The organism is Bacteroides sp. ET71 (assembly GCF_023336905.1).
GTDB lineage: Bacteria > Bacteroidota > Bacteroidia > Bacteroidales > Bacteroidaceae > Bacteroides.
In genome coordinates, this window is record NZ_JAMBLS010000023.1 from 1 (window position 1) to 25211 (window position 25211).

Annotated in this window: 24 protein-coding genes and 2 pseudogenes; 22 read left to right on the forward strand and 4 right to left on the reverse strand. The window is 52.1% G+C overall.

From position 1 onward, the window contains the following. Positions 1-248: 248 nt before the first annotated feature. The 4 genes and pseudogenes from M3090_RS11330 to M3090_RS11345 all read right to left on the reverse strand — a co-directional run. A pseudogene (locus M3090_RS11330) lies at positions 249-820 on the reverse strand (aminoglycoside adenylyltransferase domain-containing protein); the annotation flags it as partial. 77 nt (positions 821-897) lie between these two features. Next, a complete protein-coding gene (gene mef(A), locus M3090_RS11335; protein WP_249056340.1) occupies positions 898-2115 on the reverse strand; it encodes a macrolide efflux MFS transporter Mef(A) in 1218 nt (405 codons plus the stop codon). Between the two features lie 323 nt (positions 2116-2438). After that, positions 2439-3119 (reverse strand): UpxY family transcription antiterminator, encoded by a 681-nt coding sequence (locus M3090_RS11340; RefSeq protein ID WP_049129570.1) that lies wholly within the window; start codon positions 3117-3119, stop codon positions 2439-2441. Between the two features lie 715 nt (positions 3120-3834). After that, positions 3835-4275, reverse strand: a complete 441-nt coding sequence (locus M3090_RS11345; RefSeq protein ID WP_048316574.1) for a retropepsin-like aspartic protease — start codon at positions 4273-4275, stop codon at positions 3835-3837. A gap of 749 nt (positions 4276-5024) precedes the next feature. Here M3090_RS11345 and M3090_RS11350 point away from each other — a divergent pair. The 22 genes and pseudogenes from M3090_RS11350 to M3090_RS11455 all read left to right on the forward strand — a co-directional run. Beyond that, positions 5025-6392, forward strand: a pseudogene (locus tag M3090_RS11350) (TraG family conjugative transposon ATPase); the annotation flags it as partial. Positions 6393-6399: 7 nt separating this feature from the next. Beyond that, positions 6400-8937, forward strand: a complete 2538-nt coding sequence (locus tag M3090_RS11355) for a hypothetical protein (protein ID WP_249056343.1) — start codon at positions 6400-6402, stop codon at positions 8935-8937. Further along, on the forward strand, positions 8934-9659 hold the full coding sequence (locus tag M3090_RS11360) for a hypothetical protein (protein WP_234178410.1): 726 nt from the start codon (positions 8934-8936) through the stop codon (positions 9657-9659). Before M3090_RS11355 ends, M3090_RS11360 begins: the two co-directional genes overlap by 4 nt. A 24-nt stretch (positions 9660-9683) precedes the next feature. Further along, positions 9684-10454, forward strand: a complete 771-nt coding sequence (locus M3090_RS11365) for a DUF5045 domain-containing protein (protein ID WP_249056345.1) — start codon at positions 9684-9686, stop codon at positions 10452-10454. 12 nt (positions 10455-10466) lie between these two features. Then, complete coding sequence (locus M3090_RS11370; protein ID WP_249056347.1) at positions 10467-11600, forward strand: hypothetical protein; 1134 nt, start codon at positions 10467-10469, stop codon at positions 11598-11600. A gap of 49 nt (positions 11601-11649) precedes the next feature. Then, entirely contained in the window at positions 11650-12060 is a 411-nt protein-coding gene (locus M3090_RS11375; RefSeq protein WP_249056349.1) for a hypothetical protein, read from the forward strand. Next, positions 12051-12665, forward strand: a complete 615-nt coding sequence (gene traK, locus M3090_RS11380) for a conjugative transposon protein TraK (protein WP_249056351.1) — start codon at positions 12051-12053, stop codon at positions 12663-12665. The genes M3090_RS11375 and traK overlap by 10 nt, the downstream gene beginning before the upstream one ends. Before the next feature lie 13 nt (positions 12666-12678). Continuing rightward, positions 12679-13035, forward strand: coding sequence for a hypothetical protein (locus M3090_RS11385; RefSeq protein WP_249056353.1), 357 nt, complete (start codon positions 12679-12681; stop codon positions 13033-13035). A gap of 2 nt (positions 13036-13037) precedes the next feature. Continuing rightward, a complete protein-coding gene (gene traM / locus M3090_RS11390; protein ID WP_249056355.1) occupies positions 13038-14180 on the forward strand; it encodes a conjugative transposon protein TraM in 1143 nt (380 codons plus the stop codon). 18 nt (positions 14181-14198) lie between these two features. Beyond that, positions 14199-14543, forward strand: a complete 345-nt coding sequence (locus M3090_RS11395) for a hypothetical protein (protein ID WP_249056357.1) — start codon at positions 14199-14201, stop codon at positions 14541-14543. Further along, positions 14540-15331, forward strand: a complete 792-nt coding sequence (locus tag M3090_RS11400; protein ID WP_234179012.1) for a DNA-methyltransferase — start codon at positions 14540-14542, stop codon at positions 15329-15331. The genes M3090_RS11395 and M3090_RS11400 overlap by 4 nt, the downstream gene beginning before the upstream one ends. 12 nt (positions 15332-15343) lie before the next feature. Next, positions 15344-16192 carry a conjugative transposon protein TraN gene (traN, locus tag M3090_RS11405; protein ID WP_087335067.1) on the forward strand — a complete coding sequence of 283 codons (849 nt, stop codon included), beginning with the start codon at positions 15344-15346 and terminating at the stop codon, positions 16190-16192. Further along, positions 16189-16701 (forward strand): hypothetical protein, encoded by a 513-nt coding sequence (locus M3090_RS11410; RefSeq protein WP_087335065.1) that lies wholly within the window; start codon positions 16189-16191, stop codon positions 16699-16701. Before traN ends, M3090_RS11410 begins: the two co-directional genes overlap by 4 nt. Positions 16702-16738: 37 nt before the next feature. Further along, positions 16739-17401 (forward strand): DUF1566 domain-containing protein, encoded by a 663-nt coding sequence (locus M3090_RS11415; RefSeq protein ID WP_087335168.1) that lies wholly within the window; start codon positions 16739-16741, stop codon positions 17399-17401. 4 nt (positions 17402-17405) lie between these two features. Next, positions 17406-18137, forward strand: coding sequence for a hypothetical protein (locus M3090_RS11420; RefSeq protein WP_087335062.1), 732 nt, complete (start codon positions 17406-17408; stop codon positions 18135-18137). A gap of 15 nt (positions 18138-18152) precedes the next feature. Beyond that, on the forward strand, positions 18153-20339 hold the full coding sequence (locus tag M3090_RS11425) for a type IV secretory system conjugative DNA transfer family protein (RefSeq protein ID WP_087335059.1): 2187 nt from the start codon (positions 18153-18155) through the stop codon (positions 20337-20339). Next, positions 20336-20872 (forward strand): glycoside hydrolase family protein, encoded by a 537-nt coding sequence (locus M3090_RS11430; protein WP_087335058.1) that lies wholly within the window; start codon positions 20336-20338, stop codon positions 20870-20872. The genes M3090_RS11425 and M3090_RS11430 overlap by 4 nt, the downstream gene beginning before the upstream one ends. A gap of 353 nt (positions 20873-21225) precedes the next feature. After that, positions 21226-21552, forward strand: coding sequence for a helix-turn-helix domain-containing protein (locus M3090_RS11435; RefSeq protein WP_087335056.1), 327 nt, complete (start codon positions 21226-21228; stop codon positions 21550-21552). After that, complete coding sequence (locus tag M3090_RS11440) at positions 21536-22825, forward strand: type II toxin-antitoxin system HipA family toxin (RefSeq protein WP_087335054.1); 1290 nt, start codon at positions 21536-21538, stop codon at positions 22823-22825. The genes M3090_RS11435 and M3090_RS11440 overlap by 17 nt, the downstream gene beginning before the upstream one ends. Positions 22826-22882: 57 nt before the next feature. Beyond that, on the forward strand, positions 22883-23485 hold the full coding sequence (locus tag M3090_RS11445; RefSeq protein WP_087335051.1) for a hypothetical protein: 603 nt from the start codon (positions 22883-22885) through the stop codon (positions 23483-23485). A 112-nt stretch (positions 23486-23597) separates the two neighbouring features. Beyond that, complete coding sequence (locus M3090_RS11450) at positions 23598-24134, forward strand: hypothetical protein (RefSeq protein WP_204245572.1); 537 nt, start codon at positions 23598-23600, stop codon at positions 24132-24134. 73 nt (positions 24135-24207) lie between these two features. After that, positions 24208-25080 carry a hypothetical protein gene (locus M3090_RS11455; protein ID WP_140392944.1) on the forward strand — a complete coding sequence of 291 codons (873 nt, stop codon included), beginning with the start codon at positions 24208-24210 and terminating at the stop codon, positions 25078-25080. The last annotated feature ends 131 nt before the right edge of the window (positions 25081-25211 follow it).

A 25211-nucleotide genomic window follows, 5' to 3' on the forward strand; every position in this document is an offset into this window, starting at 1 on the left:
TATTCAAAAGTTTCAAGCAGTTTTATAGCTTTCTTTTCGCCCTTTATTTGCTTACCCTTGACATCAAAACTACGCACTCCACGTGGCTCGAGTTGATGGAATTGATGTCTTTGGCTAATTTTAGAGCCCGACGTATGCGGAAACATATCTATCAATTTTTTACTGTTTTTTGAGAAAACGAGGTATGAGGGAACATATCGAAGTAATAATCACCAATAATACGCATTAAAAACTAATCACTGTTATATTTAAACTATTCGAAAAGGATTTAAATATTAAGGGAAGACTCTATAGATCTTTTCAAATAATTAACGAGTTCAATTATCTCAGTCTCCATTCCTTCCCACTTGTCATCATAATCTCCCAAATAAGCCTTTTTTGCTTTTTCAAGTAAAGTAGCATGCTCTTTGGCTAATTTAGGTATCGCCCATTCAGCAGCCTGATCTTTTGAGCAAATTCTACCGGAAGAGGATGTCAGCCACATTCTGGCTAAAGTTAAAATCACATTGTGTTCGTCACCTTCAATGCTAGCTATCAACCCGGGTAAGGATTCTTTAATCGCCCTTCGAATATCTGTCATTGGTACAGGCTCAATCACTTCTGTTGCCTCTGGTCCGAAAAGGTTAATACTATTTTCTCTTAATTGAGATAAAAGAATTGCTAAATCGGGATCATAAGTTGGCTCAGGAATTGCTCCCTTATCAAACTGCTCCCTTAGCCACTCACCATACATAAATTCATGTTTAGGAGGAAATTTCCAAGGGACAACATCCTTTTGATTTATGACCGTAACTTCAAGTGGTCTAATAGCATTTATGTTTCTATATAAGGCAAAGAGGATAATTTTTCTGTCACTGATTGAATAATATTGTCTATCATACGAACACGCCCTTTATTTTATTTTGCATCTAATTTTCTAATCTCAGTTATCATTGGGCAAACTATTGCAATGCAAATAATTAAAATACCTGATAGTAAAAACCAATGATTTACATCGATTCTATCAGCAAAGAATCCAGAAAGAATTAACCCAATTGGCATAACAAGAGACATGATACTTCCAGTTAAAGAAAATACACGTCCTAAATATTCAGGCTTAATTTTCTCCTGAAAAAGAGCTGTTTGCAAACCGCTGTAAAACGGAACCGAAAGCCCCATTATTGCACAGCAGACTACAAATATGAAAAATCCACTTTGAGGAAGTAATCCTGAAATGGTTAAGCTTATCCCCATCATAAAAATTGATGCCGTTATTAATAAGATTCGCTTTTGGTAATTCCCAAATAACCCTAATAATAGACCCCCTATCAACATACCAGAGGCATAAGCAATCTCCGTAATAGAAATATGCATCGGTGTACCATTAAAATATTCCATAGTGATTAAAGGATATAATGCATTTATGGGCATATAAACAAACATATATAATGTTCCAACGAGTAATAAAGCAAATAATCCTTTATTTTGCCGTAGTACAGCCATTCCTTCTTTCATTTCTCTTATGAAATTTGGTTTCAAACTTTGCACTTGATCACCTAGCTTAGGAATACGTACAATTGCTACCGTAATAGATGCAATCACAGCACCCAATACATCGATGGCAATAATAGCATTTAGTTCCCAAACGGAGTATAAGAGTGCTGCAACCGCCGGACTAACAATATAGCTTATAGACTGCAAAGACTGACTATAGCCTGCACATTTCGTAAGCTGTTCTTCTGGTACTAAAAGTGGAGTAACCGCATTGAGAGCCGGGGTATGAAAAGCTGTTCCAATGCTACGGATGAACAATACTACCATAACCATCCAGATAGGTAACTCCATATACAATGCAACAATAGCTAGCACGGCCCCAGCTGCTGCGATAATTAAATCAGCACCAATCATTATCTTCTTCCTATCATGACGATCCACTAATACACCAATGGCTGGTCCAAAGACCGCATAGGGTAAAAAACCTACAAGTGAAGCCATAGACAAGACCATCGCAGATCCTGTTTTTTCTGTAAGGTAAAAAATAATCGCCATTTGCAGGATGGCACTAGTGATTAATGATACTGCCTGCCCTGCCCATATTGTATAAAACTTAAGTTTCCAATTGTTGTATTTTTCCATTTATATTATCTCCTAAATTCTTATTTATATCAGCGTATATTTTAACACAACAAGTCGTTGTTTGTACCGGAGCAAGTTCTGCTACAAGTACCATGACATGTGTTGAAGCAACTGTTCATACAACGGTTGTTACATCCTGCGCATGACATTGCATTTGCAGTTTCTGACAAGATAGGACTTGACAGGAGAGCTGCACCAGCCAAAATAGGCAGAGCACCTTTAGCGGCTCTCTTAAAGAACTCACGACGAGACTGAAGTTCTTCATTCTTACCATTTTTCTTCATAAAATAAAAAATTTAAATTAAACAATATGCCTTTCGGCATTATTTGACAATCTCAATAAAATCAGTAGGAATATACGCAGTAGCGACAAGGCACAATCCCGAGATCTCAACAACAATTCTTTGTTGTCCTGCTATTCTGGCAACTTTTCCAACCACTCCCTTGAAGTCACCAGCTATTACTCGTACTTTATCTCCACTTTTATAGTGACACTGTTCCGCTGTAACAATGCGTACATGCTCACTATCAGTACTTGTTGCTTTGATAAAATTTATCATTGCATTGTATGGTATAATAAGCGGAGGATTTTTACCGTTTGCCTCTGGAGGAAGCGTCTTATCCAAATAATATTTTATAAAAGAGATTGGGGCATCAACTGTCTTTTTCACAAAACTGTCTGATTGTTCCCTTGTGGCGTATATAAAAAGAAAGTTGGGAAGAAGAGGCTGTTGTATTCGCTTCTTCTTCCCAGCAATCACTTTTAGTACATAGTGCATCGGCACGTATGTCTTAATATCATTCTTCTTTGCTTTCTCTACGGCTGCATTTACCCTGTTATAAGTAGCACGAAGAACAAACCAGTTGTAACCTTCCTGCTGGACATATTCCGAGGACACCCCTGTTTGTGAGCTTTGGGCTTCGGGGGAGACATTGGAGGCAAATCCAATGTGAGGAGGTGAATCGCAACCTCGTTTGGTATGCGCATTAAGCAATGCGTTCATATCGGCTTATATGTCGTTGCTCGTTAATAGCAATATAGACATAAAAAGAGCGTGGAAACGTCTGTTGTCTATTCCACAGTCTGAGGCTCTAGCAATTGCCTATCATAGTTGAACAGACAACGTCAGAGCCCACGCCGATATGAATAATCATTTCCATTAGGAGACCATAATAAACAATTGTTGTGCCCGAAAAGGTACAATCCGTGCTTACAGGTCTCCGCAGGAGCGATATTATCACACCCGGGACATCTACCGTTGGCTTTGCTCAAGACTATGATAACTGTTAATTTGCTAGATTACAGACTGTCTTAAACAGAGCGTTAGTAAACGCCTTCATTATGTCTGGACTATCTTTCCCACCCAATGCCCGCTTTGTACCGCTTTGTCATTATGACTCCGCCATACTCAGCACGGCGTAGGCTGCCTTGTATGCCATCACGAAAGAACACGTCTAACCTCAATGGCTATAAACATGGCGATAATAGTCCGCTGCAAAAGTACAAAGAAAATCTCAATACAACCTCATTTTGTTATGGAAAAGTATGTATAAACCTTAAATTTAACCATAATTAACTAAATTCTTGCTCAAATCTCGTATATTTTGTGTAAGGAAATGGCCTCTTATTGGCGTAAAAAGCAAAAGACAGATGCGAATGTCACATCTGTCATTATTGTTGTCGCACATGTCTTTCTTGAAAGAAAGCCTATGGCTGGTTTATTTCAGAATGATTTTCTCCTTTGCTGGATGACATAAGGAGAATGTACTTTTGCCGTCTTTGTTTGTATAGCAGAAGTCGCATGAATTTATAATATCCATGCCAATCACCACATCATAGTCTGAATTGTCGTTAAGCAGAGCCTGAACATTCAACTCTGCTGTTCCTGTTGGAAGGATAACATGAACAAGGTAAGTCCAGGATTCGACATCACCTCCTGCACTCGAAATAAGAGCCTTGTTCTTCGGTTGTAACCCTAAAGCATTTACAACTTCCTGTGAAATCAATGTATTGGTCGCTCCTGTGTCCCACAATACATTTTCAACTTGGCAATGAACAGGAACAGCCACGTTTGCCGACAAATCTACGGCTGGACAGATAATGACGTTTGTAAGAATAGCCTCTGGCTGGGATTCGTATTCTTTTGTATATACAGCCATTCCTACCTCAACTCAATTTTTCCCGTATATGAAGTTTGTTGAGGAACAGGCTCGTCAGTGATAAGGCGAACCAAACGGACATAACCTGTCCGTGCAGCTCTATTTCCGTTAATGACGGGAGCCTGAACTGCGGTTGCAAAATCTATTGTCTTGTTCTTTATAACTTTCATATACCTACAATTTAAAAAATGTCCCGCTGGGTACGCTGTTCTTATGGGAAGCGAGCGGGATTTGTCAATGCAAAGGTAGGCATTCAATTCCAAAAAACCAAACAATTGGAAGAAAAACTAATCTAACTACCCTAAATTTAACATTTTATCAGGAAAACTACTAAACAATGAATACGTCTTTCAAACGCTATTCTATTGCCGCCGAATTATTAACCTGCATTGTCTTTCAGCATTATATGCCGACTGAGATACAACCGAGGTACAAGACATCCATTTTCGCCCTATGTAGAAGCCACAAACAAGGCTCTCTCACCCCTCCTTTTCTTTTTCGATTGTCTCACTCTTTATGGCTGATGAAAGTGGGACTTTTCATCAAAAATGCGCTCTTTGGATAGCAACCAGCCAAAATTGCCCAAAATATTTTCATAAATAATCTTAAAATTGCTTTTTGCCCCTGTCATAGTTTTTTCTCTTTGCCGAGTGCCTTGAACTATAGATTTTCCCCTGTTCAAAATTTGTACCGTTTTGAATTTGTTGTTTTCAAGAGAGTACTGTGGCTCAGCGTGTTAGGATATATAAAAAGGCTTCCACATGAACAGCGTGGTGCGCCAGCTCCACGAGCAGGGCACGGACGTGGTGATGGTCGATACGGGTAATTCCTACGAGGGATTGTGCGAATACCTGGGCGGCAAGTACATCAGCTACACGGAGGAAAAGCCCATCACGATGAACCCGTTCAACATCACGCAGGCGGAGCTGAACATCGAGAAGATAGACTTCCTGAAAAATCTGATCCTGCTGATATGGAAAGGTTCGGACACCAGGATTACGGAACTGGAGTTCCGCATCGTGGAGCAGATGGTGACGGACTACTACGACGCCTACTTCCACGGTTTTGACGGCTACGACCCCGTGCAGCGTGAGACCCTGCGCAAGACCCTGACAGCCGCCGAGAAGCGGAAAGGCACCTGGGGCGCGGAAGACCTGCCGGCCCTGGAACAGAAGGTGGATGACAAGATCCGTATGCTGGAAGAACGCCGGAAAGTGTTGAAGGTGGCCTCGCTGTCGTTCAACACCTTCTATGAATACTCCTGCGAGCGGCTGGAACTCATCTGCCTGGAAAACAACATCACGGAAATAGACTACGACAAGTACACCTACATGATACAGCCGTTCTACAAGGGCGGCAACTACGACAAGATACTGAACGAGAACGTGGACACCACCCTGTTCTCGGAGACCTTCATCGTCTTCGAAGTGGACGCAATCAAGGAAAACAAGAAGCTGTTCCCCATCGTGACGCTCATCATCATGGACGTGTTCCTGCAGAAGATGCGCATCAAGAAGAACCGCAAGGTGCTGGTGATAGAGGAAGCGTGGAAGGCCATCGCCAGCCCGCTGATGGCGGAGTACATCAAGTTCATGTACAAGACCGCGAGAAAGTTCTGGGCCTCGGTGGGCGTGGTGACGCAGGAGATACAGGACATCATCGGCAGCGAGATCGTGAAGGAAGCCATCATCAACAACTCCGATGTGGTGATGCTGCTCGACCAGAGCAAGTTCAAGGAGCGGTTCGACAGCATCAAGGCCATATTGGGCCTGACCGACGTGGACTGCAAGAAGATATTCACCATCAACCGTCTGGAGAACAAGGAAGGGCGCAGCTTCTTCCGCGAGGTCTTCATCCGTCGCGGTTCGACCAGCGGCGTGTACGGCGTGGAGGAGCCTCACGAATGCTACATGACCTACACCACCGAGCGTGCGGAGAAAGAAGCGTTGAAGCTGTACAAGAGAGAACTCCGTTGCAGCCACCAGGAGGCCATCGAAGCGTACTGCCGCGACTGGGACGCCAGCGGCATAAACAAGTCGCTGCCTTTCGCCCAGAAGGTGAACGCCGCAGGGCATGTGTTGAATCTGAAAAAGAGTGATAAAAACAACCAGCAATGAAATGACCATGAGACGACTGTTGTTCCTACTGACACTCCTGTCGCTGTCCGCCGTGCAGCATGTCCGCGCCCAGTATTACAGCGTGAACTACGACGCACGCACCGTGGCGGCGATGGCAGCCGCCTTCGGCACGGAGATGGTGGCCGAGAGCTATTACCGGGAGCAGGTGGACGACATCCTCAAGCACTACACGGCTGCGGAGGTCGCCGCCGCCGGCATCTTCTCGTCGAAGTTCCTTGAGCACAAGGCCCTGTCCGAGCTGGGTATATGGAGCAGCAGCACGGAGAACTACTATTACCGCCGCATCTACAACATGGTCGCCCGGAAAATCATACCGAAGACCTGGGTGGTGGCGAAGATGATGCTCCGTTCCCCGCAGACGGCGCTCTACTGGGGCAGCTACCTGATGAAAGTGTGCGACGACACCAAGAGCCTGTGCATGCAGTTCGAGAGCATCGTGACCAACAGCACGCTGACCTTTTCCGACGTGGCCTTCCTTGAAATCAAGGAAGAGTTCGCCTCCCTGCTGCGGCTCAGCGAGCTGGGAAACACCGACTGGCAGCGGATGCTGGACGACCTGGCCCGCATACCGGGCAGCTTCACGAAAGAGAACCTGCAGAGCGACCTCGACAACCTGTACAACATGGGTGTGGGGCTCGCCACGGCGGGTATCGGGAATATCGGCGACGCCCTGCTGCAGACCAGCTCGTTCCATGACCTGATGAACGGCAAGGTGGAAGAGATATTCAACCTGTACGACCATTACAGCCACCTGTACGAAGCGGCGGAGCGGGATGCCGGGCGGCTCCTGCTCGACATGGTGGGCGGTCCGGAGAATGTGACCGGGCTGTTCGACTTCAGCAACTACGACCTGACCTCGTGGATCACCGACTACATGGACGAGTCCGCCGGGAACTACTACACCCAGCGGTGGTACATCGCCCGCCGGGAACAGGGCAGCGTACCGCTGTGCGACTATTATCCGCCCACGGACGACAACAGCATCCTGAACGGCGGCGAGTGGACCCGTTTCGAGACCGGCGACGCCGGATTCTATCCCAATGCCTCGCAGCGCGAGCAGGCCCTCTCCAACTCGGAGCGGTATGCCGGATGGTCGCGCAGCCGGGTGCAGGAGCTGAACAACCAAAACGACGGCTACACTTACTCCATCAGCTACAGCCAGAGGGCCTACGTCATCAGCCGTGGCGGGAAACAGACCAAGAAGGCATACGCCTACGAAATCCATGTGACCCAGAGCTGGAACCGCGAAGAGGTGGTATATGAAGAAGTGTTCGACTCCTACACGATGGACCTGAACACCTTCAAGGCGCAGCTCAACGCCCGCCTGTCGGAAATCAACGAGAACGAGGAAGGATATACCTATTATATTGCTTCCGACGCGCGGAATTACTATCAGGCAACAGATGCGGCCAAATTGCAGGGATGCGAGAGCGTGACTATCAGCGTAACCTGTTCGGACGGGGCTACGCTCGGACAAGGAAGTACACAATATAAATGCCGTACTTGCGGCAGTTCGCTGAATGCCCACTCAAAGGAGTGTGCCATGCAGACTACCGTGACAGACAACGAGCTGGACACCTCGGAGCTGGACGGGATGGTGCAGGAAGCCGAGAGCCGGGTGTCCGTCCTCCAGTCGCAGATAAAGGCATTGGAAGACGAGAACGAGACCCTGCTGAAGAAGATTTCCGAATCGAGCGTGGAAGACGCCGCCGTTTACCGGCAGCAATACAACAGCAACCTGACACAGATAAATCAGCTCAAAGGTGAACTCTCTGACTGGCAGAAAAAGCTGTCTGAATACGAAGATGCGAAGTCCGAGGCTGCTGCGGACAACGCCGTCGCTACGGATGATTATTACCGCATCCCGGCCATCATGCAGGACTGCAAGACCTCATACAGCCTGACATGGCAGGACGGCGGCTCGTGGAGCGGCTACATCTTCGTGCGCAAGGCCACCATGCCGGACATCAACGGCGTCATCACCTTCAAGGCGACCCTCTCGATAGCGAGGAAGCCCAAATACTTCCTCGGCATCAAGATACACCGCGCCATCCTGCAGATTTCATGGGAACTGACCACGGAATACACCGACACCCATGTGGCCGACGTGCTGACGCTCGACCCGAACCTGTCGGATGCCGAAAAGACCAAACTGGTGAACGACCGCATCGCGGAGATAGCGAGGGAATACCCCTCCTGCAAGATTACCACCGAATACGCCGGCACGCCGCCGCTGGAGGATACGCCCACCGGGGACGTGTACCACCTGCTGTGGTCGAGCGACCGGCTGGAAATCGCCCGCGAGGTGGACACCCGCCTCACGAGAATCTACGCCGATCTCGTGTCGCTGGAGAAGATGATGCACTACAAGTACAGCATCATCGACATGCTGAAGGACGTGCTGCCCGAACCGGACACGGACGAAGGGCGCAGGCTCACCCTTGTGGAAGAATGCCACAAGCGGTGGGTGGAGAATGCGCGGAACCTGCGCGGCGGGAACGGAAGAAAGGAGGACGGGCTATGAGACAGAGACTGACCCTCACGCTTCTGCTGCTGGCCCTCCTGCCGTGTATCGCCAGGGCCCAGTGGACTTTCGACATCGTGTCGGTGGAAGCCTACATCAACGACCACAAGAAACAGCGCAGCCTGCTGCTGGCCCGCAGCACCCTGGAATACAGCAACAAGCTGCTGCACGAGTACAGCCGTGACGCCACCGTGGAATACAAGGAACTGAATGTGGATCTGGACCGGTACACCCGCGCCTTCGACGTCATCGACGTGATGTACCAGTCCCTGCGGACGGTGCTGAACGCCAAGGACACCTACACGGCCGTGAGCGACCGCATCGGCGACTACAAGGACATGCTGACCGAGTTCAACGACAAGGTGCTGAAACGCGGCAAGGCCGAGCCGGAAGACCTGCTGATACTCACGATAAACAAGAAGGCGATAGAGGCCATCGCCCGTGACGGAGAGCAACTGTACAGGTCGCTCGGCGACCTCGTGCTGTACGCCACCGGAGCGGCGGCCTGCTCGACCTCCGACCTGCTGATGGTGATGGAAGCCATCAACGGTTCGCTTGACGACATCGAGCGGCACCTGAACCGGGCCTACCTGGAGACCTGGCGCTACATACAGGTGCGCATCGGCTACTGGAAAGAGAAGATATACCAGGCACGCAGCCGCCGGGAAATCATCGACGGGGCCTTCGGCCGCTGGCGCAGTGCCGGAAGACTGGATTATTAACGAAAAAAGGGAAAGGATATGAACATGAAACGGACATTTTTACTCATGGCGATAGCGGTCACGGCTGCCCATACGGCACAAGCCCAGTATGCGACCTACAACCACGACTCGCCGAAACAGAACCAGATTACGGTGATGGAGACCGGCACCGGGGCATTCACCCCGGAAATCTACTACACGCTGCTGCACAACAAGTACAAGAAGACGGCGGCGGCGAAGAACAAGCTGTCGTTCCGGACGCTGGCCGGGGTGAACCTCTACAACCAGACCGACGAGGCGGAAGCCATCGACTCGGCACTGGTCAAACGGGCCGCTGTCGAGGCATTGAACGTGGCCGACAGGCAGGTGGATCTGGCCTGGCTCGCCGAGGGCGACAAGGTGGACGGGCAGATGGAACGCTTCCGGCGCAACATCGACCGCATCCTCCAGTGCGGCGGCACTCCGGACGAACGGGAACGCTGGGAGGAATACTACCAGGTGTACCAGTGCGCCGTCAGCGCCACCCGGGACGCCTACATGCCCAACGCCCAGCGGAAAAAGGAATACCTGCGCATCAGCGAGGATGTGGCCCGGCAGAACGAGACGCTTGTCCTCTTTCTCGCCCGGAAGCAGAACGCCGCCCTGACTGCGGCCCTGCTGGACGCGGAGGGGGCACAGCCCGTTGACAAAGGAAGCATCCTGCGCGGCGCTATGGAGCGGTGGAACGAATCCCGGTATGCCGTGCGTGGGTCGCAGACGGACGGCGGCAGCGGCGGAGACGACGGAGAAGGAGAAGAAACAGTAGAGAGAAACTAAAAAGGAAACGGCATGGCAGACGGAAACATACTGTCGAATTTCGGCATAGACCTACTGGAAGAGGAAATAGACGACGTCATCTTCCAGACCAACGAGTTCCTGACCGACGCCACCTTCACGGGGGCGCAGGGGCCGTTCTGGTGGATACTGCAGATGTGCATGGCGCTCGCCGCCCTGTTCGCCATCATCATGACGGCGGGTATGACCTACAAGATGATGGTCAAGCACGAGCCGCTGGACGTGATGAAGCTGTTCAGGCCGCTGGCCGTGTCGCTTGTGCTGTGCTGGTGGTACCCTCCGGCAGACACGGGCATGGCAGGCAGCGGCAGCAACTGGTGCTTCCTGGACTTCCTGTCCTACATCCCCAACTGCATCGGCTCGTACACCCACGACCTCTACCAAGCGGAAGCCGCGCAGATCAGCGACAAGTTCGAGGAAGCGCAGGAACTCATCTTCGTGCGCGACACGATGTACACCAGCCTGCAGGCGCAGGCTGATGTGGCCCATACCGGCACGTCCGACCCGAACCTGATAGAAGCCACGATGGAACAGACCGGCGTGGACGAAGTGACCGGCATGGAGAAGGACGCGGCCAAGCTGTGGTTCACCTCGCTGACCTCCGGCATCGTCGTGGGCATCGACAAAATCATCATGCTCATCGCCCTCGTGGTATTCCGCATCGGGTGGTGGGCGACGATATACTGCCAGCAGATCCTGCTGGGGATGCTGACGATATTCGGGCCGATACAGTGGGCCTTCTCGCTGCTTCCCAAATGGGAAGGCGCGTGGGCGAAGTGGCTCACGAGGTATCTGACGGTACATTTCTACGGGGCGATGCTCTACTTCGTGGGCTTCTATGTGCTGCTCCTGTTCGACATCGTGCTGTGCATCCAGGTGGAGAACCTGACGGCGATAACGGCGAGCGAGCAGACGATGGCCGCCTACCTGCAGAACTCGTTCTTCTCCGCCGGCTACCTGATGGCGGCGAGCATCGTGGCCCTGAAATGCCTGAACCTCGTTCCCGACCTTGCGGCATGGATGATACCGGAAGGCGACACCGCCTTCTCGACCCGAAACTTCGGCGAGGGCGTGGCACAACAGGCGAAGATGACGGCCACGGGCGCCATCGGAACCATGACACGATAAGGAAAGACTGACACATAAAAAACAATCATCAATCATAAAACAAAAGGATATGAAAACCAAGAAAAGAATCGAGAAATGGCTGGCGGACGAGCGTTTCCGCCGGTATGCCGAGAGACGGATGCAGGAAGAGATTACGGAAGTGCCGGAGAACCATACGCTTGACCGGAGGTATGAGGAGCTCGACGAGGGTTTCGAATGGGACGACCGTTACATCTCGCCCCTTGTGGAATACCTCGCCTACCGCCTGCATCTGGCAAGGCTATGCAGGAACCCTCACAAGCGCAGACGCGGCATCTGGTGGGTGTTCGTGCATGTGTTTATGCAGGGGCATTACACCCATGTCTTCTCCGAGCACTTCGACCCGCTGCTGGACGAACTGCAGGACTGCATCATCCCCATGCTGCATGAGGAATATGTACGCAAGTCGGACACGGAAAAAGGGGACGGGCAATGGTCATAAAGAATCTGGAGAACAAGATCAGGCTGACGGGCATCGTGTGCACCGCCTTCCTCGCGGGGTGCATCATCATCAGCGTGTCGAGCATCTGGACGGCCCGGACGATGGTCGCGGACGCGCACAGGAAGGTCTATGTGCTGGACAGCAACGTGCCGATACTGGTCCGCCAGACCACGATGGAGGAAACGCTCGACGTGGAGGCCAAATCCCATGTCGAAATGTTCCACCATTACTTCTTCACGCTGGCGCCGGACGACAAATACATCCGCTACACGATGGAGAAGGCCATGTACTTAGTGGACGAGACCGGACTTGCGCAGTACAATACGCTGAAGGAAAAAGGTTTCTACTCGAATATCATGGGCACGAGTGCGGTGTTCAGCATCTTCTGCGACAGCATCCGCTTCGACCGTGAGAAAATGGAGTTCACCTATTACGGACGGCAGCGCATCGAACGGCGGAGCAACATCCTGATGCGCGAGCTGGTCACTGCCGGACAGCTCAAGCGTGTGCCGCGCACGGAGAACAACCCCCACGGGCTGCTCATCGTGAACTGGCGCACGCTGCTGAACAGGGACATCGAACAGAAGACAAAGAACAGCTATTAAAGGAGGCACGACCATGAACATCAAAGGATTCAGACGCATGCTGCTCGGCGAGAAGATGCCGGACAAGCATGACCCGCAATACAAGGAACGCTACGAACGGGAGGTGGATGCCGGGCGGAGGTTCGCCAAGGCGACGCGGATAGACAAGGCCGCCGCCAAGGTGCAGGGCTTCGCCAACGTGCACCGCACCCTCTTTCTGGTCATCGTCTTTGCCTTCCTCGCCACAGGTCTGGCATGGAACATCTACCGGCTGACCGCCGTGTACCACCGCCAGCCCGCGAAGCGGACAGCCACCGAGATGCAGGACAGCGTCCTGCGGGAAAGGCACCGGCCGTCCGGACCGTATGTACAACCACCTAAAGAACAATGACGATGAGCATACTGGAGAAAATCAATTTCAGGCAGCCGAAGTACATGCTTCCGGCCATCCTCTACCTGCCGCTGCTCGGCACGTCGTACTTCGTCTTCGACCTGTTCCGCACCGGAAAGGCCGAGGTGCAGGACACCGCGCTGCAGACCACCGAGTTCCTGAACCCGGAACTGCCGGAGGCCACCATCAGGGACGAGGGCATAGGCAGCAAATACGAGAACATGACGAAATCATGGGGCCGGATACAGGACTACACGGCCGTGGACAACATTGAAAGGGACGAACCCGACGAAAACAAGGAAGAATATGAATCGAAATACACCGAAGACGACATCGCCCTGCTCGGAGAGCTCGAACAGGAAAAGAGTATGGCGGAGGAAGCAGCCGACGCCAAGACACGGGAGGAAGAAGCCCTCGCGGAACTGGAGAAAGCCCTTGCCGAAGCAAGGCTGCGCGGGCGGCAGGAAGTGACCCCGCCTGCGGAAACGGACACGGCCCAAGCCGCGCCGCCACCGGCGGAACCGCAGGCAAAGGGCATCATCGACGAGGACAGCCGGGCCGTGAAAGCCCCCGGCGAGGACGACAGGACCAGCGAGGTAGTGAAGAAAGCCAATGCATCCTCGGACTACTTCCACACGCTCGACCGGAGCGGCCGGGAGCCCAGGCTCATCCAGGCCATCATCGACGAGGACATCAAGGCCGTGGACGGCTCGCGTGTGCGTTTGCGCCTGCTGGACGATGTGGAGATAGACGGAAGCACCGTCCGGAAAGGCACCTACCTGTACGCCACGGTCAGCGGCTTCTCGTCCGGGCGTGTGAAAGGCAGCATCAGCAGCATCCTCGTGGATGACGAGCTGGTCAAGGTCAGCCTCTCGCTGTACGACACCGACGGCCTGGAAGGGCTGTATGTGCCGGAGAGCAGCTTCCGCGAGACGGGCAAGGACGTGGCCAGCAGCGCGATGTCGGGCAACCTGAGCATGAACACCGGCGGCTACGGCAACAGCCTCGCCCAATGGGGCATGCAGGCCGTGCAGAACGCCTACCAGAAGACGAGCAACGCCATCAGCAAGGCCATCAGGAAAAACAAGGTGAAGCTGAAATACGGCACCTTCGTGTATTTGGTGAACGGAAACCGGAAACAATAACAGCCATTATACAGCATCATGGAAAGAGACCTATCGAAACTCCACAAAGGGACGGACGGCTTTTATTACGATGACTATGTGCAGCCGGACAAGCCGGAGGTCTTCATCGGGAGGCTCGTCAGCACCGTGTGGTGGAACAAAAGGAAGCGCAACGCCCTGATCTGCAACTTTGAGACGGAAGACGGCCGGAAGATCGCCCTGCTCGCCTTTCAAAAGGAGACAGGCCTTTACGGGCCGAGGTGCGGCAACGTGAATTTCAAGCAGGCGGAAACGGACACGCTTTGGAAATGCGAGATAAAGATGACCCGGACAGGACACTGTACCTGGGCAAGTGCGGAACCCATAGAAAAAGAAGCAAAATGATAGAGACGAACCACATCTACAACATGGACTGCCTGGAGGGGATGAAGCGGATGGCCGACCGCAGCGTCGATGCCGTGATAGCGGATTTGCCCTACGGCGTGCTGAACCGCCAGAACAGCGCGGCCCGGTGGGACCAGAAAATCCCGCTCGCCCCCTTGTGGGAGCAGTACCTGAGAATCACCAAGCCGGACAGCCCCATCATCCTGTTCGCGCAGGGAATGTTCACGGCGGAGCTGGTGCTGTCGCAGCCGAAGCTCTGGCGGTACAACCTCGTCTGGCACAAGGACAGGGTGAGCGGCCACCTGAACGCCAACCGGATGCCCCTGCGCCAGCACGAGGACATCCTGGTGTTCTACCGTAAACTGCCGGTGTACCACCCCCAGATGACGCCGTGCCCGCCGGAGAAGCGGAACCACGGCCGCCGCAAGACGGAAGGCTTCACCAACCGGTGCTACGGCGGCATGGAGCTCACGCCGGTGCGCATCGCCGACGACAAATACCCGACCTCGGTGGTGTCCGTGCCCAAGGAACACCGCACGGGAGCCTTCTACCATCCCACCCAGAAGCCCGTGGCCCTGATAGAGTACCTGATACGGACCTACACGGACGAGGGCGACCTCGTGCTGGACAACTGCATCGGCTCCGGGACGACCGCCATCGCCGCCCTGCGGACGGGTCGGCAGTATGTCGGCTTCGAGATAGACAGGGAGTATTACGACATCACGGAGCGGCGGATACGGGAAGAAATCGAACAGAGGGAAAGAATGAACAACGAGAAAAACCAATAAAAAGGCAAAGACATGAACAGACATCTGACGGGCCTGTTCCTCCTTGCGGCCGGACTGTGCGCCGCATACGAGGCGAAAGCCCAGAAAACCTACGAGGAAATGGAGCTGCTCACCGTGAACGAGCAGGTGACGACCGTCATCACGGCATCGGAACCGGTGCGCCTGGTGGACATCTCCACAGACAAGGTGGCTGGCGACCAGCCGCTTGACAACATCATCCGCCTGAAGCCCAAGGAGGCCGGGCATGAGGACGGCGAGGTGCTCGCCATCGTGACCATCGTGACGGAACGCTACCGCACGCAGTACGCGCTGCTCTACACCACCCGGATGAAAGAGGCCGTGACCGACAAGGAGATACTGCCTGCGGAGCGGGAGGGCTACCACAACCCCGCCGTCTCCATGTCCACGGCGGAGATGACCGGACTGGCCAGACGCATCTGGAACTCCCCGGCCAAGATACGGAACGTGGCGAGCAAGGCGCACCGCATGACCATGCGGCTGAACAACATCTATGCGGCCGGCGACTACTTCTTCATTGACTTCTCCATCGAGAACCGCACCAACATCCGTTTCGACATCGACGAGATACGGGTGAAGCTCGCCGACAAGAAAGTGTCGAAAGCGACCAACTCGCAGGTCATCGAACTGCAACCGGCGATGGTGCTGGAACCGGCCCAATCGTTCAAGCGGGGCTACCGCAACGTGATTGTCGTGCGGAAGATGACCTTCCCCAACGACAAGGTGCTGACCGTCGAGATGACCGAGAAGCAGATCAGCGGGCGCAACATCAGCCTGCACATCGACTACGAGGACGTGCTTGCCGCCGATTCGTTTGACAATTCACTTTTGGAGGAGGAATGAGCATGAAAAAGACGATAATCCTTGCGATAACATGCCTCTGCATGGCAGCGGGCGCACAGGCACAGCGGAACACCGGGCGGCTCTCGCTCGGGGCCGGACTGCTGTACCGGAACGGCATGGACCTGACCCTTGCCTACGAGCACGAGATGAACTACCACAACGCCTGGGAGTTCTTCGCCAACGGCTACCTGCAATGGAAAGACTGTGAGACATGCGGGCATGTCTGCCCGGACTCGTTCTGGCGGAACTACCGCACCTACGGCTTCGGCGCGGCCTACAAGCCCTGCGTGGTGCGCGGCAGGAACCACTACGGCAACCTGCGCATCGGGGCATCGGCCGGCAGCGACACGAGAAAATTCCTCGGCGGCATCCACCTCGGCTACGAACACAACTATGTGCTGCGGTCGGGCTGGGTGTTCTTCTGGCAGGCGAAGGGCGACATCATGATAAAGGGGGCCGACCTGCTGCGGGCGGGTGTCGTGCTCGGCGTGAAGCTGCCGACAAGATAGACAGTAAAAAATGAGGGAAAATAAAAAATACGGACAGATGAGAACAGACAAGATACATCTAATCATTGCGGTGGCGGCAGGCATGGCACTGGCCGCCTGCGACGCGCACATCGAGACCCCGGACAAGACGGTACGTCCCGGGCATGTCCTCTGCGACGACGGCGAGGCCCGGACCTATGAAAAGTACAAGGCATCCGGCAGGCAGGCCGTGGCCGTCGTATTCGACACCGGGCGGCATGGAGAGACGGAAGGGAACGGCTACGCCGTCTATCTGTGGGACATCGTTCCCACGGCTTTTGCGGACAGCCTCGGCGTGGAACAGGGAACCTCCGCCGACACGGAGGCCTACGACGGGAACATGAACACCTTCGCCCTGTACGACACACGGGAAACGTCTGCGCCGATGGCGGAAGCGGTCATTGACCGATGGCCTTACGGACAGAGCGCGTTCATCCCCTCGGTGGCGGAGATGCGGCTGCTGTACGCGGCACGGGAGGTCGTGAATCCCGTCATCGAGCAATGCGGCGGCGATCCTCTGCCGAATCCGGATACCGAAGACTGCTGGTACTGGACCTCGACAGAAGTGGAAGGACAGCAGACCGCCAAGGCATGGCTCTACTCGCTGGGCAGCGGAGCCATGCAGGAGACACCGAAAACACAGGCGCACCGGGTGCGCCCCATCATCACATTAAACAAATGACATTATGGAAACATTGGATATTACCATGCTTATCGGACTGGTGCTGATGGTATCGGCGCTGGTCATCCTGTACAGATGCGTGCGTCGCAAATCACGCCGCCAGCGAATGAACGGGCTTGCGGACACGCTCCTTTCAACCAACGACAGCCTTGAGCTTCAGGTCAGCAAACTCGAAAACCTGTTAGGCACGTTGTCCGACGACAACGAAAGATGCTCCGCCCTGCAATACCGTGCGGGGCAACTGCAGGATACCGTCGATTCGCTGGAATACAGACGGGACGAGCTTGAGCGGGAGAACCTGTCCCTGGAGAGGACCCACGACGAACTGATGCGGAGCAACGCCGCCCTCGTGGAGAAAGCTGACGGCCTGCGGGACGCCATCGAAAAAAACGGACAGGCCGTCGTCGGGCTGGAGCAGCGCATCGACACCCTGAGAAGAATCAGGGAAGGGCTGGAAGCCGCCGTGGAGAACCTGCCGGCGGAAGAGGTGCCTTACCTCTCGCAGCCGCTGTTCAGCCTGGGCATCCAGCCGTCGGCGCAGAACCACCTTACCGCATACGGGTTAAGGTATGTGGGCGACCTGGTGCCTCATGACGAAGAGTACCTCATGGAGATCTGGGGTGTCGGCCCAGCGACCGTGGAGCGGATCAAGAGCAAACTGGGCGAGAACGGCGCAAGTCTCGGCATGGACGTCATCCGGATAGACAATCGCTGGTATCGCAGAAAAACGGACTAAAAGACAGACAGGCTTATGGAAGAAAGCAAGGAGTTACAGGGATTTTACAGGATATTCCGCGCGGTGGTCTATGTATCGGTGCTGCTGGAGTTTTTCGAGTACGCCTTTGACCCCGCCTTTTTCGGGGACTGGGGCGGCATCCTCGCCGACATTCACGGACGCATCAAGCGTTGGTCGATATACAGCGACGGGAACCTTGTGTACAGCAAGCTGGCGACCATCCTGCTGATCTGCATCACCTGCCTGGGCACGAGGAACAAGAAACATCTGGAGTTCAACGCCAGGCGGCAGGTCATCCTGCCCCTGACGGCGGGCCTTGCGCTGCTTGTCCTCTCCGTATGGCTGTTCAACCGTCCGATGGGAATGCAGCTGTACACGCTGCCCGTGCACATCATCCTCTACATGGCCGCCTCCCTCGCCGGCGTGATACTCGTGCATGTCGCCCTGGACAACATCTCGAAATTCCTGAAGGAAGGTCTGCTGAAAGACCGCTTCAACCTTGAGAACGAGAGTTTCGAGCAATGTACGGAACTGGTGGAAAATAAATATAGCGTGAACATCCCCATGCGCTACTATTACAAGGGCAAGTTCCGCAAGGGCTGGGTGAACATCAGCAACCCTTTCAGGGGAACGTGGGTGGTCGGCACTCCGGGAAGCGGAAAGACCTTCTCCATCATCGAGCCGTTCATCCGCCAGCACTCCGCAAAGGGCTTCGCGCTGGTCGTTTACGACTACAAATTCCCCACACTGGCCACCAAGCTGTATTACCATTACAGGAAGAACCAGAAGCTGGGAAAGCTGCCGCAGGGGTGCAAGTTCAACATCATCAATTTTGTCAATGTGGAGTACAGCCGGAGGGTGAACCCCATCCAGTCGAAGTACATCAACAACCTCGCTGCGGCCAGCGAGACGGCGGAGACCCTGCTGGAATCGCTGCAAAAGGGCAAGAAAGAGGGAGGCGGCGGCAGCGACCAGTTCTTCCAGACCTCGGCGGTGAACTTCCTCGCCGCCTGCATCTACTTCTTCGTGAACTACGAGAAAGAGCCCTACGACAAGGACGGCAACCGGCTGTACGCCGAAAAGCGTCAGGACCCGGAAACGAAGTTCTGGAAGCCGACGGGCGTGGTGCGTGACCGCAAGGGCGGGGACATCGTGGAGCCCGCCTACTGGCTGGGCAAATACTCGGACATGCCCCATATCCTGTCGTTCCTGAACGAGAGCTACCAGACCATCTTCGAGGTATTAGAGACCGACAACGAGGTGGCTCCGCTGCTCGGCCCGTTCCAGACCGCGTTCAAGAACAAGGCGATGGAGCAGCTGGAAGGCATGATAGGCACGCTGCGTGTCTATACCTCGCGTCTGGCGACCAAGGAATCTTACTGGATATTCCACAAGGACGGAGACGACTTCGACCTGAAGGTCAGCGACCCGAAGAATCCGAGCTACCTGCTCATCGCCAACGACCCGGAGATGGAAAGCATCATCGGCGCCCTGAACGCCCTTATCCTGAACCGCCTTGTGACCCGTGTGAACACCGGTCAGGGCAAGAACATCCCCGTGAGCATCATCGTGGACGAGCTGCCGACCCTGTACTTCCACAAGATAGACCGCCTGATAGGAACGGCGCGAAGCAACAAGGTGAGCGTGGCGTTGGGCTTCCAGGAGCTGCCGCAGCTGGAAGCCGACTACGGCAAGGTCGGCATGGAGAAAATCATCACCACCGTAGGCAACGTGGTGAGCGGCTCCGCCCGCTCGAAAGAGACCCTGGAATGGCTGAGCAACGACATCTTCGGCAAGGTGGTGCAGATAAAGAAAGGCGTGACCATCGACAGGGACAAGACCAGCATCAACCTGAACGAGAACATGGACAGCCTGGTGCCCGCCTCGAAAATCTCCGACATGGCGACCGGCTGGATCTGCGGCCAGACGGCGAGGGACTTCACCAAGACCCGGACCGGCGCGGGCGGCTCGATGAACATCCAGGAAGCGGAAGAGTTCAAGACCACGAAATTCTTCTGCAAGACCGACTTCGACATGAGGGAGATAAAGAATGAGGAAGCCGGGTATGTGCCGCTGCCGAAGTTCTACACCTTCCCGTCGAGGGAGGAACGGGAGCGCATCCTGTACAAGAACTTCGTGCAGGTAGGCCAGGACGTAAAGGAGATGATAAAGGACGTATTGAACAAACGGGGGGCGAAATGAGACATGCAAGAATGACAACGGCCGTCCTGCTGCTCCTGTGCGCAGCGGCGGCCCTGTACGGGCAGGGAAAGCACGGAGGAGGAACACCGTCCGCCGGCCTGTCCCTGTACCGGCTTCCTCCGCTGGAGAGGGCCATCCTATGCACGAAATACCATGAAGGCTGGCATGGAGAGAAAAAGCACTGGCCCTATGTGGGCTGGGGGCACCGTGTGCTCCCCGGCGAGCGGTTTACCAACGGCATCACCCGGGCGCAGGGCGACTCCATCCTGCGTGCGGACCTGATGAAGCTGTGCCGCCTGTTCCGCCGGTTCGGGCGTGATTCGACGCTGCTTTCGTGCCTTGCCTACCAGGTGGGCCCGTACCGGCTTTTAGGCAGCAAGTCCATACCCAAAAGCAGGCTCATACAAAAGCTGGAGGCCGGCGACCGGGACATCTATGAGGAATACATTTCCTTCCGGTGCTACAAAGGCAGGGTAATTCCGAGCATTGAGAAAAGAAGGAAGGTGGAATACATGCTGCTCTTTGAGGAATAAGCGCGTCGCTGAAACCTTTCTCCGGCAAGGGCACCGGGAGTCATATCCGCCAAAGTGCCTTTATTTCTTTTTCAAGTCAAAATACAGCAGGCGGGTTTTCAGATGCCCGTCTTGCGGAATATCATAGTATTGCTTTTCTATCTCCTCTGTCTTGTACAGGAGGACAAAGCCATTTTTCTCATAACAGCGAAGCACCTTGTCCCCGTTGCAGGCGTCCACCACGATGAAGCGGCATTGTGAAAGAGATGATAAAGGGCGTGCAGAACGAGCGCGGGACGAAATAAAAACAGATACAGTGGTATTATATTGCCATTTATTTGTATATTTGCAGGTGAATAGCAATATATGACTATATGGACAATCTTTCATACACCACCAACCAGGACATCATCGCCCTCCTTTGCCAGCGGCTGAAGGAGTACCGTCTTGCCGCCCGTATCAGCCAAAGGGAGATGGCGGAGAAGTCCGGGGTAAGCCTGACCACCATCAGCCATCTCGAACAGGGGATGAGCCGGAACATCACGCTCAACAACTTCATCTCGCTCCTGCGCGTGCTGGGGCTGGAACAGCGTTTGTCCGACCTGTTGCCCGAACTGCCCGTGCCTCCGATGGCACTGAAACAGATGAACAAGTACATACCCAAACGAGTAAGGAGGAGCAGCCATGATACGGAATCTTGACGTTTTCCTTTGGGGCCGGAAAGTGGGTTCGCTGGTGGCCTACAAGGAGAGGTACACGGAAAAACACTGTTTCTATTTTGACCGTGACTTTCTCGGCAGCGGATATGACATCGCCCCCCTGCGGGCCTCCATCCACAGCGTTTCCGTGAGGAACGGTCTGCCCGTGTACGGTGAGGACGGCAAACTCTTCGGCGGGCTTCCGTCGTTCATCGCGGATTCACTGCCGGACCACTGGGGTAACAAGGTGTTCAACGAATGGGCGAAGACGCGCGGTATCAGCGCAAGGAACCTGTCCGTCCTCGACCGTCTGGCCTATATCGGCAGAAGGGGCATGGGTGCGCTGGAGTTCCTTCCTCCGGCAGCCGAGGATATGGAGGAGCCCTTCAAAGTGGAGATAGCCGACCTTTACAGGCTGGCGCAGTCCGCATTGGACGAGGCAAGGAACTTCAGGGCCGAGATACAGCCCGACTTCCTGATAGAGAGCCTGTTCAAAGTGGGCACATCCGCCGGAGGACGCAGGCCCAAGGCCATCATCAACCTGAACCCGGAGACAGGCGAATGCTATTCCGGCCAGGTCGCCGCGCCCGCACCCGGATATGTCCCCATGATTATCAAGTTCGACGAACATTCGGATATTCCCACCACACGCATCGAGTACAGCTATTACCTCATGGCGAAAGATGCCGGACTGAACATGATGCCGTCGCGCCTCATGGAAGGAGGGCAGGCCGCCCATTTCCTGACGGAGCGGTTCGACCGCAGGGAAGGGAAAAAGGTGCATGTGCAGACCCTGGCCGCCATGAACCCTGACGCGGACAGTTACGAAAGCCTGTTCGACACGGCGTGTCGGATCGGCATCCTGCCGGCTGAGCTCAAGCAGCTGTTTCTCCTGACTGTGATGAACGTAATAGGAGGAAACGTGGACGACCATAACAAGAACTTCAGTTTCCTGATGGAAGACGACGGCGTGTGGCATACCGCCCCGGCCTACGATTTCACCTTCTCTGTGGATCCGTCCGCTCCGGGCTATGTAAACCGGCACAGCATGACCGTATGCAACAGGAACTGCGACATCGGGCGCGGCGACCTGCTCGAACTGGCCAAACGCTACAACATCAAGGGGGCCGATGCCCTCATAGAAAAAGCCGTCGGCGTTGTCTCCCGCTATGAAGACTATGCACGGCAGGCAGGGATAGACGGATACTGGCTGCAGAAAATAAAAGAGGAAACAGCCTACCGGATAGAAAACATGCGTGAAACGACACGGAACTGAGACACGGACAAATAGCGATGTCATGCGCATCATGTCAAACATTAACGGTTAAATAAAATGGAAAAGGAATTTGTAATAGGAGCCTGGATTTATGGATTAGCCATTATTTCCAACGCAAACTTTATAAGAATAAAGAAACTGCATAAAATAAGGGCCAAAAAGATGCTGACTTACTTTGCAAAGCATAACGAAACGGGAATGGATTTTATACGTCAAGGGGCCATAATTCCTATTGGGAATATCAATAATTACAACTATACCATATTTTGTGGAAACAAGGGCGACAACAGATATTCGGATAACTGGAATGCAGTCAAGCGACTCGGAAGTTTCAATCTGTCCATAGACGAGGATAATTGTTTCTGGGTTATGCAGATAAATGAATTGGAGGATTGGAGCGACGACAAACTTATCGACCATGACTTTCTTACTAAGGAAGTTTACGTCAGTAACAAATTGACAGAAGTCTATAGGGCTGTAAAAGTACCTTTTAGTAAAGGCATGTATTCCATAACCATATATGGCTTAAAAAGGAAAAATCCGAGTCCGGGCAATATTGGAGAAAAAAACAATTATGGTTTTTATTTTGAATTAGAGCCTACGGATACTTTAAGCTCGATGGAAGACCCGACAGAAACAGATTTTAAGTGTTATGATTGAATATAAATGAAGCATAACTGGCGGCTGAACATTCCTATGGAGGTCGGTTGGCCGTTGAACATTATCAATAAATTAGTCTACAACATATAGTCAGGTTTTAATGAATTGCAATATGGGAGCCTTTTTAAGTATAACTTATGAATCAAGATATGCAGGTGATTTTGAGAATAATGTAAAACAAAATAAAGTCTTGGATTATATAATTGACAATCTTAATGATATGATATGGCAAGAGGAAATATATGCTAAATTACGCAAGGTAGAAAAGCAACCTGATGCATTATTCATAATTTTAAGATTGTTTTCTTATAATGATATTGAGAAAGGCAACTTAAAGTCATACACAAGATATAAAAGATCAGAAGAAAAACTTGTTATTGACCAAATGTTTACCATAGAAGAATACATAGATTTTCCAGAAGATGAAATGAGACAAAAATTATGTGACGATATATTTGATTATATCAGCATGGTGTTGGAAAAATACAAAGATCGTTTCCATGATTTTGATGCAATGGCTTTTATTCCATTGCTCAAAGAACGAATATCGCAGATTAAAAATAAGGTATTTGAAGATAATTTTTACGAAACAGATTCTTTTGTGATGCTGAAGCAAGCCGAGGAAATAAAGAAACAAGCTATACGGTAAAAGTACATTGACAACAAGCGGCTGATCATTCCAATGGAGGTCGGTTGGCTGCCATACATTAGCTGTAATTAATATGACAGAAATTTATAACATAAATGATCTTGATGAACTATCCATTTTTTTAAGAGGGATGGATAAGGAGCAAGCACGAATTTGGCTTTTGAACCAATTTGATAATCTCTATCATTATAGGAATATAAAAGAATGGAATGAGCTTGTTAGGATTTGTGAAGCTCTAAGGATTATCGGATGGGGAGACAGAGAGCCGTTGGAAGCTAAAGTTGAACGCTGGATAAACGGTAGTTTCTATACTTCGTTAATGAACAAGTATTTTGAAGTAAAATCAGAACAAGGTTGGAGAAAACTGAAAGATTCATATGTTCTGGAAAATGGTGATGATATGACTTACTATAGTGGTTATAAATTTCAATCACAGCGTAACCTATTGCCTAAATCTCCATTCAGGTGGATTAAATCAGCTAATTATCAGAAGTCAGTACAACCTTTATATGATAGTCTTGATTCCTTAAAAGAAATGATGATACATGAACTTCAACCTGAGAAATATGGAGAAAAGTTTTCTTACATAGGCATCTATATGTCATTCAGTAACCATGATGATGAATATGTAACCGTAAGGTCTGAATACTTCCATTCAGAAGATGATGTTCCCAAAGGATTTGAAGGTAAATACTATATCCGCCCCCAATATAAATTTGGACGCATAGTAAATAAGAACGGAACATATCACATAAAGGTTGAACGGTATTTCAGCCGTAAATTTGGAGAATTGCCATTGTGTGAACAAAAGAAAATTGTCTCCACTGATTTTTTATATTATATGCAATATGTTTCTGATAAACTTCGAAAAAAGAAAATTGAATATAATTCTAATTTATTGAAAAGTGATTTAGAAAGAATTTTAACTAAATGGATGAATAGCTGACAGGAAAGAAAAGGTTTTTGATGCCTTGTTTTTCATCAAATTCGAATTGCCTAATCCAATAATCAAGACATACGGGAATACGCTGACAGTGTTCCCAATAATGAAGACGAGGAAGATTTGAAAGAATCGTC

Coding starts and splice junctions, on each gene's coding strand:
- M3090_RS11340 (WP_049129570.1), bottom strand. CDS start 3,119: ATGAACGCATTGCTTAATGCGCATACCAAACGAGGTTGCGATTCACCT.
- M3090_RS11345 (WP_048316574.1), bottom strand. CDS start 4,275: ATGGCTGTATATACAAAAGAATACGAATCCCAGCCAGAGGCTATTCTT.
- M3090_RS11355 (WP_249056343.1), top strand. CDS start 6,400: ATGAGACGACTGTTGTTCCTACTGACACTCCTGTCGCTGTCCGCCGTG.
- M3090_RS11360 (WP_234178410.1), top strand. CDS start 8,934: ATGAGACAGAGACTGACCCTCACGCTTCTGCTGCTGGCCCTCCTGCCG.
- M3090_RS11365 (WP_249056345.1), top strand. CDS start 9,684: ATGAAACGGACATTTTTACTCATGGCGATAGCGGTCACGGCTGCCCAT.
- M3090_RS11370 (WP_249056347.1), top strand. CDS start 10,467: ATGGCAGACGGAAACATACTGTCGAATTTCGGCATAGACCTACTGGAA.
- M3090_RS11375 (WP_249056349.1), top strand. CDS start 11,650: ATGAAAACCAAGAAAAGAATCGAGAAATGGCTGGCGGACGAGCGTTTC.
- traK (WP_249056351.1), top strand. CDS start 12,051: ATGGTCATAAAGAATCTGGAGAACAAGATCAGGCTGACGGGCATCGTG.
- M3090_RS11385 (WP_249056353.1), top strand. CDS start 12,679: ATGAACATCAAAGGATTCAGACGCATGCTGCTCGGCGAGAAGATGCCG.
- traM (WP_249056355.1), top strand. CDS start 13,038: ATGAGCATACTGGAGAAAATCAATTTCAGGCAGCCGAAGTACATGCTT.
- M3090_RS11395 (WP_249056357.1), top strand. CDS start 14,199: ATGGAAAGAGACCTATCGAAACTCCACAAAGGGACGGACGGCTTTTAT.
- M3090_RS11400 (WP_234179012.1), top strand. CDS start 14,540: ATGATAGAGACGAACCACATCTACAACATGGACTGCCTGGAGGGGATG.
- traN (WP_087335067.1), top strand. CDS start 15,344: ATGAACAGACATCTGACGGGCCTGTTCCTCCTTGCGGCCGGACTGTGC.
- M3090_RS11410 (WP_087335065.1), top strand. CDS start 16,189: ATGAGCATGAAAAAGACGATAATCCTTGCGATAACATGCCTCTGCATG.
- M3090_RS11415 (WP_087335168.1), top strand. CDS start 16,739: ATGAGAACAGACAAGATACATCTAATCATTGCGGTGGCGGCAGGCATG.
- M3090_RS11420 (WP_087335062.1), top strand. CDS start 17,406: ATGGAAACATTGGATATTACCATGCTTATCGGACTGGTGCTGATGGTA.
- M3090_RS11425 (WP_087335059.1), top strand. CDS start 18,153: ATGGAAGAAAGCAAGGAGTTACAGGGATTTTACAGGATATTCCGCGCG.
- M3090_RS11430 (WP_087335058.1), top strand. CDS start 20,336: ATGAGACATGCAAGAATGACAACGGCCGTCCTGCTGCTCCTGTGCGCA.
- M3090_RS11435 (WP_087335056.1), top strand. CDS start 21,226: ATGGACAATCTTTCATACACCACCAACCAGGACATCATCGCCCTCCTT.
- M3090_RS11440 (WP_087335054.1), top strand. CDS start 21,536: ATGATACGGAATCTTGACGTTTTCCTTTGGGGCCGGAAAGTGGGTTCG.
- M3090_RS11445 (WP_087335051.1), top strand. CDS start 22,883: ATGGAAAAGGAATTTGTAATAGGAGCCTGGATTTATGGATTAGCCATT.
- M3090_RS11450 (WP_204245572.1), top strand. CDS start 23,598: ATGGGAGCCTTTTTAAGTATAACTTATGAATCAAGATATGCAGGTGAT.
- M3090_RS11455 (WP_140392944.1), top strand. CDS start 24,208: ATGACAGAAATTTATAACATAAATGATCTTGATGAACTATCCATTTTT.